An 18,780-nucleotide genomic window follows, 5' to 3' on the forward strand; every position below is an offset into this window, starting at 1 on the left:
ACAAATACTTTATCTTACGTGGAATTTTTCTAAATAACTATTTTTAATGGTTTAAAATAAAATAGTTATTGGAAACGAAAATCGCTTCTTTGGAGAACCCAAAAAAGCGATTTACAAACACGAAGAACTTTTTTATAAGAAAAGTTTTATCATTATGGAGAATTATTTTAATCCTGTCCAAGCTGCCCATGTTGGGATATTAGCTCCATTACCAGCTCCTGTAGCATTTTCATTTTCTGTGAAAGCTTTTGATACATCAACAGCTTCTTTTTTACTATTCGTCCCTTTGCTTTTTGTATCTACATTGATAAAACGAACATTTGTCAATTTTCCTCCTTGATTAAACCAGTTAACAGAACGATCTGTCTCTATATCCAATCCTGTTGTGAAGTTTGCAATTACTAAGTTGTCAATGTTTCCATTTGTACCAGCTCTTAATTTTGCTCCTTGAGACTCAGATCCCTCTTTACTTCCTACAACAGTAACATTTTTAAGAGTTGGATTAGATATTGGAGTAGCATCAGGATTAGTATCTTGATTATCCGCTTCTATTCCTCTATTTCCCATCTCTCCATTAATTGCAGATGGTCTTCTTTTCGCGTAAAAATTAGTTCCTGTTCCTGACCATCCTTCTGTCCAGTCAAAAGAATCGTCTCCAACTCCATTCACAATAATATTAGAAGCATTAACTGTTCCTCCAAAGAATTCAATTCCATCATCTGCTCCGTTTTCGATATAAATATTATCGATTTTAGTTCCGTTACCTACACCAAACAATGATAAACCATTAAACTCTTTTGTATCAGAGAATTTCGCTCCTGAATCTTTGATAATTACATACGTTAAAGATCCTGAGTTATCCCCACTTTCTTTACCACCGTAAATTTTGTCTCCTAATTCTGATGTAGACTCTCCAGAAGCACTACGATTAGATGTCGCTTTTCCTAAGATCACTAATCCTCCCCATTCTCCTGGAGTATGATTAATTCCTTGGAAAACCACCGGGCTAGAAGCTGTTCCATTTGCAAATATTTTCCCTCCTCTATCTACGATAATGTATGCAGAAGTTCCTCCTGTAGCAGTAAATTTTGTTCCTGCCGGAATTGTTAAAGTTGCTCCATTTTCTACTGTTACAATTCCTGTTAGATAATATGTTTTAGATGCATCTAATGTCAAATTTTGTCCAGATTTTACTGTCCCTCTAAAATTGTCAGCCGTTAATTCGTTGTTTACAACATCTGTAGAATCGTCATCTTTACTACAAGATGTTACAAATGCTGTAGACGATAATAAAGTTGCGCAAAATATTGCTCTAAAAATTGTTTTTTTCATGTTCTATGTTTTTGTTTTGTTTTGTTTTATAAAGTGTGTGAGAAACCTAATCCTATTTGAATTCCTCTATTGTATTCTTCTAGGATGTAATTAACTCCTTTGTTTTCTTGTTGAATTGTATAATTCGGATTTAACAAATTCTTCCCATAAAGATTAATTGAAGTTTTATCGCTCAAATTAAATCTGACATTTAAATCCAACAGATTAACAGCTTTTTGAATCTGAGACCCTCTTTCTTGTGTACCCATAGCGAATACATTTTTTCCTACGTAGCCGTATACCAACATGGCATCAATTTTCTTCTGTCCTCCAAGATTTGCTGAATACCCAAGACTTACATTTCCGGAAAAACGTGCTGCACCCATCATTTGTTCTTCCTTCTTTGTAAATGCAGTAGCAATACCTGTTTCTCTTCTTACTTTGTCAAAATCCAATTGTTGTTTAGAGTCTAAAACTGCCGCATTAACAATTGTATAAAGTTTAGAATCATTAGAGAAATTGAATAGATTTTTTCTGAATTCTATTTCAGCACCGTAAACGTATCCATAATCCCCTGTATTCACATATGTTAAGTCATTTGCAGAAGCAGAAGCTACATTAACTCTAGAAATCGGGTTTTCAATATATTTACCAAATGCTGTTACAGAAAAAACTTCTTCTCGAGTTGGAAAAATTTCCCATTTTAGCTCAGCATTATAATTGTCTGTCGGATATATTTTTGGTTGTCCATAAGTTGTACTTGTTACATTATCGTAAGCAAATGGCGCCATTTCTTTTTCTAATGGTAAAGTATATGTTTTAGAAGCAGAAAAACGTAAATTTTGATTATCCGTTAAACTATACTTTATGTTAAGACTTGGTAAAATTTTATTGTAATTTTTATCTACTTTTCCAACCATTTCACCAATATTTGTATTCCAATCTACCATTAAATTGATGTTGTCATTACGAAGACCTAATTGGATCAAAAACTTATCACTCAATTCGTATTCAGCATTTACATAACCAGAGTAGATTTTCTGTTCAGTTTCATAACTTAAAGGATCAAGAAGATTAGACAGGTTAGACGTTCCTAAACCACGAAAAGTAGATAATTCAAATAAACCGTTGTTGAAGTTAGTTGCATTAAAAAATCCATCCAAATTGTTTGGATCAACAATTTGAGCTCCATTTCTTGCTCTTAAATTTATTTGAGTAGCTTTAAAAGATCTGTACTTATAAATTCCATAAGCTCCTGCTGTTAATTTTAATCGATCCCATTTTTTTGAGACATCCATTTTTCCTTGATAATCAAATCCCATCAACTCATCGAAATACCTATGATTATCTCCCGGCGAATTAATAGTTAAAGTATACGCTCCTACATTATCATTGAAGAACATTGTATTTTGCATACGATTTGGACGATCACTTTCTATATAATTAATCGCTCCTCCCAAATTAAAAATCCAATTATTTTCAAATTTATGTTCTCCAAATAATTGATTGGCATAAACTGTTGTTATCTTGTTATCTGCACGTTGAACCAGCCCTTTTCCATTTTCTGCAGTATCCATCATGTAACCTCTAAAAATCCGAAAATCCTGATCTGAAGAGTGGATTACGTTTGAAGTAAACATCAATTTATGATTTGGATTGATACGATAAATTAAGTTTAATAATCCATTCGTACTTGTAGAATAGGTAGAACGTTCTACATCTAATTGTTTCATATAAGTTCCTGCAGCTGAAACAACATTTTCTTGACCTTCTCTATAAATATAATCATTATCAAACCCTACATATCCATAAATAGATAATTTACCTTGAGAACCAATGTTTATATTTCCTCCTGCTTCAATATCAAAACCAGTATTGAAAGGGTTTTTTCCTCTTTTGTAATCCCAACTAGTATCAAACGCATATTGTTTTACAGGATTTAACTTTGTTGGTAAGTCAACACTTTTAAATCCCCAAAAGTTAGGTCCATCTTGTAATTTAAAATTATTATTGTTTATCGTTTGTAAATTCACAGACGAACTTAACCCTACTCTTACATAAGGTTTTCCTGTATATTCTTTCGAAACAATATCAATATTTGCACCCGCAAAATCTCCGACCATACGAGGATAAAAAGATTTTTCAAGAGAAATATAATCTACCATATTGGTTTTGAAAATTCCTAAATCAATATTTTTATTTTCAGGATCATCGGATGGAATTGAAAAACCATTTAATGTTGTTGAATTAAAACGGTCTCCTAATCCACGAACAAAAATAATTCCTGTTCCTTCTTGCTTTATTGTTCCAGACGCTTTAGTTACAGCCGTAGCAACGTCACTTACTCCTTGTTTTATTAATTGTGCAGCTCCTATTCGTTCTACAATTTCTGTAGATTTCTTCTGCATATTCAACAAGTTAGACTCAGCCGATTTACTTCTTACTCCAGTCACTACAGCTGTCGACAAATCAATTTTTCCATCTTTAAAATCCTCCGGTTGCAAATACATGTTAAGATTTGTCTCCTCTGTCAAAGTTTTAGTAATGGTTTGATAACCGTCAACTTTTACATCGATTTGATAAACATCATCCGGAATAGAAATTTCATAGTACCCTTTTTCGTTTGTTTTTGCTTGAATATTTAATCCTTCAACGACAAACGTTTTTTCTGAAAGTGGTTGATTTGTTTTTTGATCAAATAGTGTTCCTTCTAATTTAATATTAGTTTGCGCAAATAATGCTGCAGAACCTAATAATAAAAGTAAAGTTAAATTGCGTTTCATTGCTATTGATAATTCGTGTTTGTTTGATTGCAAAGTTGTTGCAATCCAATGAAAAACATTTTTAGAAATTGTAAAGCTTTTGTTAGGTAATTGTTATGAAATTATCGTAATTTTAAATGAATGTTAAGAAATGTTTTTGGGTACTTTCCCGTAAAATTTAAGCTTAATTTTACATCGACTAATTTTTTTTAGTTATTACAAACAATTATGAAGAACATTAAAATTTTATTAGTTGACGACGAACCAGATATCTTAGAATTTATTGGTTACAACTTAAAAAAAGAAGGGTTTGAAGTAGAAACTGCTCAAAATGGAATTGAAGGCCTTAAACAAGCCAAAATTTTTCGTCCGGATTTAATTCTACTAGATGTGATGATGCCCCAAATGGATGGAATGGAAATGTGTACCGAATTAAGAAAACTAGATTCTTTTCAAGATACATTAGTTGTTTTTCTATCTGCCCGTGTGGAAGACTTTTCGCAATTAGCAGGATATGACGCAGGAGCAAATGATTATATTCTAAAACCAATCAAACCAAAAGTTTTAATTAGCAAACTAAACGCTTTATTAAAATTAAAACAACCCAATGAAGCGCCAAAAGACCAATACATCAAATTGAACAATTTCGAAATTAACCGCGAAACATATAAAGTGAATTACCAGGGTGAAGACTTCTTATTGCCAAGAAAAGAATTCGAATTAATCGCTTTATTAGCTTCAAATCCGGAACGTGTTTTCAAGCGTGAAGAAATTTTGGAGAAAGTTTGGGGAAATGAAGTCGTAGTTGGTGGTCGTACGATTGATGTGCATATGCGAAAATTGCGCGAAAAATTCGGAAACGATCGTTTCTCAACAATCAAAGGAATCGGATACAAAATAAATGATTAAAAGCTCGTAATGGCTTCAACTTTCAAAGTTCAAAACATCTTTCTATATGCCTTTCTCAGTACATTATTTTTGGCTTTAGGAGTTGTTTTGTTCTCTTTTTTATGGTTTGGAAATGTTCATTTTATTTTCCAAGAAAAATTATTTTTTACCAGTTTAATGATCCTTTTGTTTACTGGATTATTTATATTTTATTGGTTTTCTTTAAAAAACCAACGCAGAAAAGATTTTACTGAAATTTCTAAAAACATTCCTCAATTTCAATCAAGTCATATTGATTTTGAAGAACTTTCTCAAAAAATATCAACCATAACAGAAGATCAATCCAAAGAAATTGATGTGCTTCATGAACGCGAAAATTACCGAAGAGATTTCTTGGGAAATATTTCACACGAATTAAAAACACCTCTTTTTTCTGTTCAGGGATACCTATTAACTTTAATAGAAGGTGGTGTTGAGGATGAGTCTATTCGTGATAAATATTTGAATCGAATCAATAAATCGGTTGATCGCTTAATTTATTTAGTGAAAGATTTAGACATGATTGCTGAATTGGAACGAGGACGAATTAATATTGAATTTTCTGTATTCAATTTAACTGCACTTGTTCAAGATGTCATAGACTTATTAGAAATAAAAGCAGAGAAAAATAACATTAAAATTTCATTGAATTATCCAATTCATCAACCTATAAAAGTCGTTGGAGATATTCAGAAAATTCAACAAGTCTTGATCAACTTAATTGTAAATGCCATTAATTATTCGAACTCGAATACTGAAATTTCTATTGATTTTGAGGAATATGATGATAAAATTCAAGTTTCTATTAAAGACCAGGGAGTTGGAATAAAACAGGAAGATATTGATCGGATATTTGAACGTTTCTATCGCATTGACAAATCCAGAAATCGTAATAATGGAGGATCTGGATTAGGTCTGGCAATCGTAAAACATATTCTAGAAGCTCATAATCAAAAAATATACGTGACAAGTAAAATCGGAAAGGGTTCTACTTTTTCTTTCTACTTGCAAAAAGCTTAATAGATTTCTTTTTTCTTTGTGAACTTTAACGTGATACTGTGTTTAAAAACTTTTAACGTATCATTTTTAGCTTCTTTCCACAAAAAATATGGCGGTTGTATATTCAGTATATTTCCTTTATTTGTTAACGAATCATCATATAATTCAGCATACAAGACCGTGTCTTTTTTTAAAAAAGACCTGTCTTTATAATCGATTAAATAATACTCATTTTTCAAATACATGGGATCTTTAACACGCAAAGTAGAATCTTTTGGGTCAAAATTCCATTTGATATGAATGGGATTAAAACCATCTTCATAACTTACAAAAATACGTGTCGTATTCACAATATGTCTAACAGAAAAAATTAGGACAGTAAAAAAAACAAGGACACCGATATAGTAAAATATCAATTCTTTTTTCATCGTTTGGTTTAGGTGTTGATTATTAACGTACAAATATCGCTATTCTACCTTAAAAGATACATAAAAAATGTAAATTTGCACTAATTTAATTTTAATATAACTTCCGATAATGCAATATAATCCGAATGAAATCGAACCAAAATGGCAAAAATTTTGGATTGAAGACAAGACGTTCAAAGCTGATAATCAATCAGAAAAACCTAAGTTTTATGTATTAGATATGTTTCCTTATCCTTCTGGTGCCGGCTTGCACGTTGGTCATCCGCTAGGATACATCGCATCTGATATTTATTCTCGATACAAAAAATTAAAGGGTTTCAACGTTTTACATCCTATGGGATACGATTCGTTTGGATTACCAGCGGAACAATATGCTATTCAAACAGGTCAGCATCCCGCTATTACAACAACAATGAACATTGAAGGTGGTGTAGATAAACAAGGAAATGTCATTGCCGGCTACGAAAACCAAATGAAAAAAATTGGTTTGGGATACGATTGGGATCGTGAAATCCGCACTTCTGAACCTGAATATTATAAATGGACACAATGGATTTTCAATCAATTATTTGATTCATATTACGATAAAGATACCGATAAAGCGGAATCGATTTCCAAGTTAATTGAAACATTCAAAGCAGAAGGAAATGCAAATGTAAATGCAGTAACAGACGAAGATATCATCATTTTTACGGCAGCTGAATGGAATACATATTCTGAAAAAGAACAACAAGCTATTTTATTAAAATATCGCCTGACATTCTTAGCAGAAGCTGAGGTTAACTGGTGTCCTGATTTAGGAACTGTATTAGCGAATGATGAAGTGATTAACGGATTATCTGAGCGAGGAGGTTTTCCTGTTGTGCGAAAAAAAATGACACAATGGATGATGCGTATCACTGCTTATGCTGATCGTTTAATTTCCGGATTGGATAACATTGATTGGCCGGATCCTATCAAAGAATCTCAACGTAACTGGATTGGGAAATCGACCGGAGCTAGTGTCGAATTTCAAATTTCGAATTTCGATGAAGCGACTATAGAAGTTTTCACAACCCGTCCTGATACTATTTTTGGTGTTTCTTACGTAACACTAGCACCAGAACACCCATTGGTTTCTCAGATTACAACTGCAGAATTTAAAGATAAAGTTGAAGCTTATGTCGATTATACTTCAAAGCGTTCGGAGCGTGATCGCTTAGCAGATGCTAAAAATATTACAGGCGAATTTACGGGAGCTTATGCCATTCATCCTTTTACAGGAAAACAACTTCCAATCTGGATTGGAGATTATGTCTTAGCTTCTTATGGAACAGGTGCTGTAATGGCTGTGCCTTCAGGTGATGAGCGTGATTTTGCTTTTGCAACACATTTCAATTTACCGATTGTTAATATCTTCAAAGGAAAAGATATTTCTGAAGCAGCTTACACAGAAAAAGAGGGATTCGAATTACAAGATTCTGATTTCCTGAACGGATTAGATTATAATCAAGCTCTCGCTAAAGCAATCGAAATTTTAGAAGAAAAAGGAATTGGAAAAGGAAAAACAAACTTCCGTTTAAGAGAAGCTGTTTTCTCTCGTCAACGTTATTGGGGAGAACCTGTTCCGGTCTACTTTAAAGACGAAATGCCATATACAATCCCAGCTGAAGCTTTACCGATTATTCTACCTGAAGTAGACGAATATTTACCAACTGCTGAAGGTGAACCACCACTGGGACGCGCAACAAAATGGGCTTTTGATACTACAACCAACCAAGTTGTAGACAACAGCTTGATCAATCATGAGACAATTTTTCCGATTGAGTTGAATACCATGCCGGGTTGGGCTGGTTCTTCTTGGTATTGGTTACGTTACATGGATGCAAAAAATGACAATGAATTTGCATCAAAAGAAGCGGTTGATTATTGGCAAAATGTAGATTTATACATGGGCGGATCTGAGCATGCTACCGGTCACTTATTATATTCTCGTTTTTGGCAAAAATTCTTGTTTGACAAAGGATTAGTTCCAACAGACGAATACGCAAAAAAACTGATTAACCAAGGAATGATTTTGGGAATGAGTGCATTTGCTTATCGCATAAACGGAACAAATACATTTGTTTCTAAAGGATTAAAGGATCAACACGAAACAACTCCAATTCACGTCGATGTAAATATGTTGAAAGACGGAGGTGACGAATTGGATACAGATAAATTTAAAGCGTGGCGTGAAGATTATGCAACAGCTGAATTTGTCTTAGAAGAAGGTAAATACATCACAGGACGAGAGGTTGAAAAGATGTCAAAATCAAAATTCAATGTGTTGAATCCTGATGATATTTGCAACCAATACGGAGCAGATTCACTTCGTTTATACGAAATGTTTTTAGGTCCGGTTGAACAATCAAAACCATGGAATACTCAAGGTTTATCCGGTGTATATTCATTCCTGAAAAAATTCTGGAGACTATACCATTCTGGAGCTGAAGAAACTTTTGCTATTTCTGATGAAGAGCCAACCAAAGAAGAAATGAAAGTGTTGCACCAAACGATTAAAAAGGTAGACGAAGATGTCAACAATTTCTCTTTTAATACGTCGGTTTCTACTTTTATGATTGCGGCAAATGAATTAGGAAAATTAAAAACAACTAAACGTGCAATTTTAGAACCTTTGGCCATTATCATTTCTCCTTATGCACCTCACATTGCTGAGGAGTTATGGGAAAAATTAGGACATACAACTTCTGTTGCACATGCCGAATTCCCTGTTTTTGAAGAAAAATGGCTGGTTGCAGATACAAAAGAATATCCTGTTTCATTCAACGGTAAAATGAAATTCTTATTAGAATTACCCTTATCATTATCAAAAGATGAAATTCAAGAAATTGTCATGAAAGATGAACGTACAATTAAACAATTGGGTGATCGTACACCGAAAAATATTATTATTGTTCCCGGAAAAATTATCAATATCGTAGGATAAAAACCTGAGATCAAATAGACATAGAAACGCCGGGCTTTACCCGGCGTTTTTTTATTAAATTTAGTTACCTTTATTCCAAAACATAACAAGAAATGAAATATTTACCAACATTAGAAACTGAACGACTAATTATTAGACCAATCACAATTGATGATGTAGACGATTTCTTCGAAATGGATTCTCAGCCAGAAGTTCATACATTTTTAAGAGGTCAGCCTATCAATACAATCGAAGAGACAAAAGAGATCATTGAAGCGCTACAGGTCCAGTATAAGGAACTTGGTCATGGAAGACTTGCTGTTGTTGAAAAAGAATCAGGAAAAATGATTGGTTGGACAGGTTTTAAATACATGACCGAAAAAGAAGCGATGAATAATCAGTTTGACTTTCTTGATTTTGGTTATCGTTACCGAAAAGAAACTTGGGGAAAAGGGTACGCAACCGAAGCCGCAAAAGCCTGTATGGAGTTTTATCACAAAAATATGTCTGATATTAAACTAAATGCCATCACTCATCTTGACAACAAGGCGTCAAGAAATGTTTTAGAAAAAGTAGGTTTCGAAGTCACAGAAACTTTTCATCTTGATATGTGGGACTTGGATTGTTTTTGGTACGAATTAAAAAATAATTGATTGGCTAATCCATGAATAAATATATAATTCCCTTAAGCATCATTTTGATGTCGAGTTATTGTTTTGCACAAAAAATTTCGACAAATGATTATGAAATAAAAACAACTTTAGCTGATTTTAACCTGAAGGGGAAAATTGAAAAAATTGTTTCAACAGCAACAGATGCTAAAGGAAATACGGCAACTTTACCTTTTTTGGAAAATGAATTTTACAACCAAGTTTCGTTAGAATTTAATCAAAAAGGATTGTTAACTAAACGAACAAATTATTTGGATTATCAAGGGAAATTAGCTGTTTATAACTATGTTAATTACGACTACAATAACGCTAATTTCATTGATAAACAGACGAATACAGTTATTAACAATGGTGAAGATCCAAAACGAATTGCTTCAGACAAAACCTTTGTTTATGACAACAAAAATCGGTTAATAAACTTGACAGAAAAAATCGAAGGAAAATCGTCAAAATCGAGCTATGAAACCATTTTCAATTATTCGAATAAATTAGATAAAATCACTACAAAAGTAGAAGGTGCTACGATTTCTGAAAATAATTTGACTTACAATAAAAACGGATTATTGGTTTTGGATGAAATGACTTCTTTTGATGGAAAAAAGGGTCGAAAATCGTACTATATTTATAATAAAGAGATCCCTGTATTTCAAGAAGAAATTGCAGGAAATTCGAGCAAAATAATGTTTTTTGAAAATGGAAATATTTCGAAGTTACAATCTTTTGATGTCCATAAAACGTTAGCTTATCAAGCGGATTTTGACTCTAAAAATGAAATTGTCAACTTCAAAAAGCAATCCTTTAGAAGCGGACAAACAATTTTAACTTCTTATCATGTTTCGTATGAATATGATTCGAAAAATAATTGGATCAAAGCTTCTATTTCCACAAATGAAGAGTTAAAATATGTTGTAAAACGTACGATTAGTTATTATTAAAAATAAAAGGTTGAGCTATGCTCAACCTTTTTTCACAAATAAATAACACACACTACTTTTTAATGACTTTGAAAGTAGAATTGTTAACTTTTATGATGTAAACACCTTTTTGTAAAGAAGAAACATCTATTTGATTTTTTCCTTTTTGTAGCGTTTTCTCTGTAATTTTCGCTCCTGTGATATTGTAAATTTCTGCTTTATCGGCATCTTTTACTTCTATATACAGAATATTTTCAACAGGATTTGGATATATATTTACTGCAGATTTAGATAAATCATTTGTTCCTAAAACAGCTGTTGAAATTGTGATATTTTGCTCGACAACTTTCCCGTTTGAATTAAATGAAAGTTTAATTTTAGCTGTTCCATTTTTTAATGGATTAATCACCAATTCCTCTTTTCCATTAATCGAAATTTCAGCAATATCATTGTTTTCAATAATTTCTAAATCTTTCACAATAGCAGCGGCTAGATTATCTTTATCAGAAACTTTGTCTTTCAAATCAATTGTTGTTGCCGTATTGATATGATAAGTTGTCTCTAAACCTTCAATTTCTGGATCATTTGCATCTGGAAAAACGGGCAAAGCAGAGAACCAATAATAATCTTGTAACTGAATTGTTCTTACTAAATTACCTTGATTGTCAATCTCATGAACCCAATTTTTTTGATAATGTGATGAATATCCACTTTCTGTTGTTGTAACAATTAAATTATCTGTTATTGGATCTATACGTAATCCTGCTCCATAAGGAATTTGTTTGTACTGATTATCTTGTCCTGGAATTGTTGCAAAACTTTCATTAAACTGACCTTTATCTACATCATATTTTACAATTGTTGGACTTGATGACCATCCAGACCCCGGAAAGAAATAAATAGCATTCTCTTTAGTAGAAGCGCAGAAACTTCCTGCATTCCATGCTCCCCAAGTATTCGGAATTGTTTTCGTTGGAATAGCAATTTCTGTTGTTTCTAAAGTAAATGGATCTATTTTGATCATTTTATTTCCCAAAGCTCCCCAAATGTTTCCATCTTTCGTTTGAATTACAGAAGTGTAAGCGCCTTCAAAAGCTGTTTTTACGGTATGTGTTTTAGGATCAATAACTAAAATTCCTTTGCTTTGCTTTACAGCAAAAACATATTTAGAAGATCGGATCATATTTCCTATTTGTCCTGTATAAGTACTTCCTCCGCCAGTTCCTTCAACCATTTCTCCAACTTTTAAGTTTTCGATATCGAATAAGAAGATTCCATTTGCAGCTCCGATATAACCAGTTTTAGGATCAACACCTACAAATGAACGTCCATCTCCTCCTCCAATATTATCGAATCCAGCGATTTTTTTCATTGTTTTTGCATCCGCTACAACTAACCTTCCTCCAGGAGTATAGTTTACATCTCCTCCATCTTTCTCTTGTTTAGATACAAAATAAAATTTATCACCGTAAATTGTTCCATATTGGGTTGTTGCTCCAAAAGCTTCATTATTGTTTACTTCACTGTAAACACGATAAGAAACTGTACCATCTGGTGCAAAATAATTAACAGAACCATTTGTATGACCAAACCATTCTTCATTTACAATGAAATATCCTTTTGTAAAATCTAAAGTAGGCTTTTCATAAGGTTCGACAGCTACAAATTTATCTGCTAAAGGATAATCTCCAAAATCTTTTGCGAATGACCATGCATCCCAAGATCCATCTTTTAAAACTCGGCTACTTGCCCCTAAACCAGAATATCCATAATCTCCCTCTTTCTCTTTTACCCAATATGACCAATAACCTTTAGAAGTCCATCCTGATGCCCAATGATCGTTTGCATCTACACTAGTCCATAAATCAAAATCATAATCAGATGTTGTTACTTTTCCATCCTTTGGATAGTAAGGGTAAGTTGTATTCCCATTTTTTACTAAACCTACAGTTCCTTTTCCATCTAAATCGAATCCAAATCCACCAATAGCTGTACCATATTGAGTTCCTTCTAAAGCAAGAACATAAAAACGTGGATCAATCTTAGCAATTTCTAAGATCATATCGACTCCATATTTCTCTCCATCAAAACGGTATCCCCACACCATTGCATCCGGAGTTTTATCATCATTCCATTGTACAACAAGAGCTGCTTTGTTAGCCCCTTCTCCAACCCAATATTTTACATCCTCAAATGTAAAGGTTGCATCTCCTGCCTTTGCTTGTTTTTGTGCAGAAATCTTAATATCATTTCGCGGTACGCCTTGTACCTTAATTTGAGCGTTAAGTCCTAAGCAAAAAGTTAGGAACAAAACGATTAGAAAGTAAAATTTTCTCATTTGTTAATATTTAGTTTTATAATTCTCTTAGAGTTTAGAAATGTAAGTCGTATGCTCCCATAATTTCAGTTGATACTTCTCCTAACCAACCTGCTTCTTGATTGACTCCTGTATAAACTTTGATAAAATCGATTCCTGGTAGTTTCACTTTATTTCCATTTTTATCTACAGCCCAATCAATGTCAATATTGGAAGCTTCATCATTGTTTGGTGCATTATCTGCATATCCGTAAGCATATGATTTACCCACCCAATAAGTTCCTGCACCACTTTGATCATAGAAATTATTTGGCAGTAAAGTTCCCGTAAACTTTAATTGATTGTCTCCAAACCACAAAGGGTAATAGGATTGATCATGGAAAGAATTTTTGGTTTTATATCCTGTATTTCCTTGATTATCTGTCCATTTTATGTATTCAATATCGATATCCCAACCATGTGTTCCTTTTACAGGCGTTTTATTCTCATCAGGTTTATTGTAGACAATAGAATAATTTTTGATCGTTTTTGAGTTTGTGTATTCACTTCCTGCGATTTCATACCATTCATCTTCATCTGGAACTCCATTATTATTTTTATCGTAAGCGACCATAATAATTCCAGGTTCACACGAACCAGCTCGTTCTTCTTGTGCATCATTTCCCCAAAATGCATTACCCAAGATTTTAAAATCTTTTTTATCTGCCTTATTAATAATCGTATGATCAAATCCAAAAACGACATAACCTCCATATCCACCTAAAGAAATTAATTGTCCTTCTGCACCTACAATACTACTCGCTGCTTTTGCAATCATTTGTTGCCGCGTATTACCAGAAACATACTCTGGTAAATCATTCGTAAATTGTCCAACTGCAGGCATAAAATCATATACTTGAGCAATGTATTTACTATAAGCTTTTGACTCTTTATTTACTGTAATTTGGGTTTCTAATTTTTTTGTTGTTGATAAACCTTTTACTTCTAATGTTAATTGATAAGTTCCTACTTCATCAGAAACAAAAGAAAATGTTTTGTCACTACCAACTATTTCATTTCCGTTTTTCCAAGTATATGTTGCATTTTCAAATCCTGAAACACTAGGTTCTATTGTAATTATTTTTAGTCGATTTGTTGAATATGAAGAATTTAATTTCACGTCATCAATTGATAAATTACTATCCGAATCATCGCTACTACAACTTTGTATAAAAGCGAGACTTAATGCTGTAATAAATAGTTTAGAATATTTCATTTTAAGTGTGTATTTTATTTATAAACAAAAGCAAAATGTGCAGGAATATTACCTCCATTCGTTTTCCATTTAAACACACCATTTCGGTCAAAACAATAAATAAATCCCATAGACACATAATTTCGTGCATCTGTTAAATACAAATCTTTTGTAATAGGATTTACAGCAATTCCGTATGGTGTTTTTATTTCATTAATTTTTGGATCGTTCACTAAATTATTATTAATGATTTCTTCAGTTTTGGTGTCTATTATTCCAAAAGATTTTTTCCATTTAAATGTATTATAGTTAAACTCATTTGCATAATAATACAATTGATCGTCTACAATCGTAAAGTTGGAAACAGGAAGATTAAATGTTTTTTTGATTTTGTGTGTTTTAGAATCTAAGACAAAAAGATTGGATGGAATATCATAATAATCTCCTCGAGAAGTGATATATAAATCTCCTTCACTATCTTTTTTGATATGATGTAGATTAATGGCTACATCTATTTTTTTTGTCTCTTTAAATGTTGTTAAATCTATAACGGAAACCGTTTTATCATAATTAGGAACTCTATATCCTCCTGAATTGGCAACATATAAATTATTATCAACAATTTCCAATTCATCTGGTTGATAACCTACAACTTCTTCTCGTGTTATTTTTAAGCTTATTGTATCTATTTCAACTACCTTACCTAAAGGTGCAGCAGGATCTATTGAAACTGGTCCTGCATAAGACGTTGCATAGGCTTTTCCATTTTTAAATGTAATATATCGGCAATTTTCTAGAGGAATTGTTGTAATATGTTTTGCCGTTTTTAAATCCATAACTTCGATGAAATTCGAAACATTAATTACTGCATACAATTTGTTTCCATAAACTTTAATATCATTTCCAACATCTCCTAATTCTTTTACCATTGTAGGATTTGCCATTGCATACATATTACGATGATAAACTCCTGTGGTATAATCCATGTAATCTATCGTTGCTTTATTCGTTCCCATATTTCCTTCATTCAATAAATAGAATCCTTGTATAGCCGTATTTTCAGGTGTTGTCACGCCATCTAACTCTTCTTCTACCTGATAAATATCTTGATGACAACCAGAAACAATTATCAAAAGAAAGAAACCATTTAATATGTGGGATAAGTATCTCATAAATTTGCACTTAGTATGAATTTGAATTGTCTTCCCGGCATTGGATAATTAAGTACAATATCATATTGCTGATTCATAATATTATTCAATTCAAAAGATGTTTTGAACGAAATATTATTTAACCTAAAAGTTTTATGAATGCCTAAATCATTTGTAAACCATGGATTAAGACGATTATATTTTATATTATCCTGATTGATATCCCAGCGCTCTCCTACATAAATAAAACTATAATTGAAATTCCATGTCTTGTATTTTGCACTTAAAACAAAAGATCCACTATGTTTAGGTGCATATGGAATAAGATCTTTATAATATGTTTCATCTACAGAAGTATAATCCTGTGCTTTCATAAAAGAATAATTTAACATTGGCGAAAATTCTATTTGGCCAATATCAAATGCAGAACGTATTTTAACATCCAATCCTTTGATTTTTACCAAACCTAAATTCATCATTGTCGCACGAAAATTCCCATTAAACCCTGCTATTATTTTATCTTTCACTTCATTGTAATAAACATCGGTTTGAATTGAAAAGTTTTTAATAAATGAATTCAATGTCTGGGAATAAGTAAACCCTACATTATATTGTGTAGCATATTCTGGTTTCAGATAAGAATATCCAATTTCTGCATAATACAAATCATTGAAGGTAGGCATTCTGAAGATCCGTTTATAAAATGCTCTTATATTAAAGTCGCGGGAAGCAAATGGTTTATAATTAGCGATAATTGTAGGAGTCCAGATATTTTTATCTGGTGATTTAGCATTCATTTCCACTTTTTCATTTACAAAAGTTCCCAACAAACTTCCTTGTAAACTTAGTTTGCCCAAACGGTAAGTAGAAGCCATTGCAACAAGACTAGTATAACGCGTAGGAAATGTAAAATTCTTAAGATTTGCATCCAAATTATTAAGCTGAAAATCTGTTGCAACATTGACATCCCAATTATTGTTAATCGAATATAAATTTGCCCAAGAAACATATACTTCTCGTTGAGTATATTGATTATCAATTTTTATAGAAGATACAGTATCAATATAATGTGTATAATCATAGGCAAATTTTGCCAATAACTTGGTCTGAAAATTTTTAATTCTCTTCTCAAACTTCCCTTGGACAAAATAATTTCTATCTATCCATGTTTGTCCACGAGCACCAAACCCTCCTCTAATAATTGCAGATGGAAGTCCACGATCCGATTCGTACAAATATCCTTTTACATTCCAATTCGATTGATTACCTTTTCCAAACAATCCCAATTCAAGACGTTTTGCTTCAATTTGTCCATCTTTTCTCGTTGCAATGGTATCATATGCCATCGTTCCATCTAATTTTTTTCTCTTATAACGAAACTTATATTCTCCATCAGATTTAATATATTCTGCACTTAAAACAGCAGACAATCGATCTGAAATTCTTTGTTCAATTCTTGTTGAAGGATTAATTAATTGAATGGAGCCTAATTTGTAACGAAGAACAGCATTTATCTTTTTTTTATCTTTAAATATTGGCGTCTTTGTCTGAAGGTAAATAGCAGAAGCAGAAGCGTAATCTTTTGCCGCTTGAAAAATATTGCTTTTTTGACCGTTGTATAAAGAGATTACTTCCATGTCATCTAATGAAAATTTCCCTAAATCAACAATTCCGTTTTGAGCATTTCCTAATTGAATTCCGTCATAAAAAACACCAACATGTTGTGTTCCCATTCCTCGAACATCAATTGTTTTAAACCCACCAACTCCTCCATAATCTTTGATTTGCACACCTGCAAAAAAACGAACGGCGTCAGCTACAGAATGGCTATTTAAAGCCTCTAATTGCTCTCCCTTTAATTCCTGAACAGGAACAACGGCTTTTGCATTATTCTTTAAAATACTAACTTGCTGAAGCTCTAAAATACTATCATGAATAATTTGCGCAGAGGCAAAACCACATGAAAGCAAAATCAAGCTGCAACAAATAATTATAGTTTTTAGATTTCTCATTTAGCAATAATCAATTGTTGCTAACGAGAGTGTATGAAGTATAATAGAAAGATAACCTATCCAAAATTTGTTCTTCACGCTTTAGTCCCCGAAAGCATTCAACATGTATCATTTTGGTAGGTCTTCTGACTTACTCCTTTTCTAGAAAATCCTTCCCATTTAAAAAACAGTGGATAAATAAATTTCTACAAAATATGAAGCTTACAGCAGCGGGTCTGTTCAGGATTTGCACCTGATTCCCTGTTACCGAACTATTAAGTTCGCACCAAATGTTACTCAAAAGTAAAATTAATATTTTGAATAAACAATTTATTCTTATTCAGATAGTAAAACAAAAAAGTTGACAAAATTGCCAACTTTATTCTTTTACTTTATTTATTTGAATTACTTCCCCTGTTTCGTCTATTTGAACAGCAATTTTTTCGTAATTCCATTTATCAAATTCTTTTTTTCCTACAATAATAGCCTTTCCTGTCCCTTTAGTTCCCTTAAGCGGAACCGAAATATCAGCTTCCCCAGTATTATTAGTAATTGAAATATTTCCTCTAAACATTCCGTCAGTTTCAATATTCGTTCCTAATTTCTGTTGTACTTCAGGATTCTGATTAATAATGTTTATCGCATGCTTTGTTACATCACTATCAGAAGTAATCTTACTAATTCCCCAAAATGCACCTCCTATTATTAAACCAATAAACAAAATAATAAAAGATAAACATCCTATAGGGACTACCCATTTCCAATTTCGCTTGAACCAATTTTCTTTGGGCAATAATTGATTATCAAATTGATTTTCTTCCATATTAATGATTAAGTAAATCAAATATACAAAAAAAGCCTCAAGTAAATTACTTGAGGCTTTTGATTAAAAACTGGCGACGACCTACTCTCCCGTAAGTAACAGTACCATCGGCGCAGGCAGGCTTAACTTCTCTGTTCGGAATGGGAAGAGGTGAGCCCTGCAGCTATAGTCACCCTAATATTTTTAAATAGGTTTTAGTTCCTATTATTTCTTTGACATTATTGTTTTATTTATTCACACAACCGGTATACTACCATAATCCAAATAAGATTAACTAACCTTCTCTATGACGATTAAATCAATAT

The 18,780-nt window shown here is 32.4% G+C and carries 13 protein-coding genes, 1 rRNA gene and 1 riboswitch; of the genes, 5 read left to right on the forward strand and 9 right to left on the reverse strand.

From position 1 onward, the window contains the following. Positions 1 to 162: 162 nt before the first annotated feature. Together H277_RS0117015 and H277_RS0117020 are read right to left on the reverse strand one after the other, a co-directional pair. A complete protein-coding gene (locus H277_RS0117015) occupies positions 163 to 1,332 on the reverse strand; it encodes a hypothetical protein (RefSeq protein ID WP_019976832.1) in 1,170 nt (389 codons plus the stop codon). A 26-nt stretch (positions 1,333 to 1,358) separates the two neighbouring features. After that, positions 1,359 to 4,094, reverse strand: coding sequence for a TonB-dependent receptor domain-containing protein (locus H277_RS0117020; RefSeq protein WP_019976833.1), 2,736 nt, complete (start codon positions 4,092 to 4,094; stop codon positions 1,359 to 1,361). 207 nt (positions 4,095 to 4,301) lie between these two features. On the opposite strand from H277_RS0117020, the gene H277_RS0117025 reads away from it, so the two are divergent. Then, positions 4,302 to 4,982, forward strand: a complete 681-nt coding sequence (locus H277_RS0117025; RefSeq protein ID WP_019976834.1) for a response regulator transcription factor — start codon at positions 4,302 to 4,304, stop codon at positions 4,980 to 4,982. 9 nt (positions 4,983 to 4,991) lie between these two features. Beyond that, positions 4,992 to 6,020, forward strand: a complete 1,029-nt coding sequence (locus tag H277_RS0117030; RefSeq protein ID WP_019976835.1) for a sensor histidine kinase — start codon at positions 4,992 to 4,994, stop codon at positions 6,018 to 6,020. Here H277_RS0117030 and H277_RS0117035 read toward each other — a convergent pair. Next, entirely contained in the window at positions 6,017 to 6,427 is a 411-nt protein-coding gene (locus H277_RS0117035; RefSeq protein ID WP_019976836.1) for a hypothetical protein, read from the reverse strand. The two genes, H277_RS0117030 and H277_RS0117035, sit on opposite strands and share 4 nt — an antisense overlap. Before the next feature lie 109 nt (positions 6,428 to 6,536). Between H277_RS0117035 and leuS the strand changes: the two genes are divergently transcribed. The 3 genes from leuS (at position 6,537) to H277_RS0117050 (ending at position 10,980) form a co-directional block, all read left to right on the forward strand. After that, positions 6,537 to 9,395, forward strand: a complete 2,859-nt coding sequence (gene leuS / locus H277_RS0117040; RefSeq protein ID WP_019976837.1) for a leucine--tRNA ligase — start codon at positions 6,537 to 6,539, stop codon at positions 9,393 to 9,395. A gap of 92 nt (positions 9,396 to 9,487) precedes the next feature. Further along, a complete protein-coding gene (locus tag H277_RS0117045) occupies positions 9,488 to 10,027 on the forward strand; it encodes a GNAT family N-acetyltransferase (RefSeq protein ID WP_019976838.1) in 540 nt (179 codons plus the stop codon). A gap of 11 nt (positions 10,028 to 10,038) precedes the next feature. Further along, a complete protein-coding gene (locus tag H277_RS0117050; protein ID WP_019976839.1) occupies positions 10,039 to 10,980 on the forward strand; it encodes a hypothetical protein in 942 nt (313 codons plus the stop codon). A 52-nt stretch (positions 10,981 to 11,032) separates the two neighbouring features. Here the strand turns inward: H277_RS0117050 and H277_RS0117055 are convergent, their stop codons facing one another. The 6 genes from H277_RS0117055 to rrf form a co-directional block, all read right to left on the reverse strand. Continuing rightward, positions 11,033 to 13,297, reverse strand: coding sequence for a T9SS type A sorting domain-containing protein (locus H277_RS0117055; RefSeq protein WP_019976840.1), 2,265 nt, complete (start codon positions 13,295 to 13,297; stop codon positions 11,033 to 11,035). A 34-nt stretch (positions 13,298 to 13,331) separates the two neighbouring features. Next, a complete protein-coding gene (locus H277_RS0117060) occupies positions 13,332 to 14,531 on the reverse strand; it encodes a PKD-like domain-containing protein (RefSeq protein ID WP_019976841.1) in 1,200 nt (399 codons plus the stop codon). 14 nt (positions 14,532 to 14,545) lie between these two features. Further along, positions 14,546 to 15,682 (reverse strand): YncE family protein, encoded by a 1,137-nt coding sequence (locus H277_RS0117065; RefSeq protein WP_019976842.1) that lies wholly within the window; start codon positions 15,680 to 15,682, stop codon positions 14,546 to 14,548. Then, complete coding sequence (locus H277_RS0117070; RefSeq protein ID WP_033422783.1) at positions 15,679 to 17,673, reverse strand: TonB-dependent receptor; 1,995 nt, start codon at positions 17,671 to 17,673, stop codon at positions 15,679 to 15,681. The genes H277_RS0117065 and H277_RS0117070 overlap by 4 nt, the downstream gene beginning before the upstream one ends. Positions 17,674 to 17,770: 97 nt before the next feature. Then, positions 17,771 to 17,958: riboswitch (cobalamin riboswitch) on the reverse strand. 73 nt (positions 17,959 to 18,031) lie between these two features. Beyond that, positions 18,032 to 18,475 (reverse strand): cytochrome c oxidase assembly factor Coa1 family protein, encoded by a 444-nt coding sequence (locus H277_RS0117075; protein ID WP_019976844.1) that lies wholly within the window; start codon positions 18,473 to 18,475, stop codon positions 18,032 to 18,034. 68 nt (positions 18,476 to 18,543) lie between these two features. Continuing rightward, a 5S ribosomal RNA gene (gene rrf / locus H277_RS0117080) occupies positions 18,544 to 18,652 on the reverse strand. Between the last annotated feature and the right edge of the window lie 128 nt (positions 18,653 to 18,780).

The organism is Empedobacter brevis NBRC 14943 = ATCC 43319 (genome assembly GCF_000382425.1).
Classification (GTDB): domain Bacteria; phylum Bacteroidota; class Bacteroidia; order Flavobacteriales; family Weeksellaceae; genus Empedobacter; species Empedobacter brevis.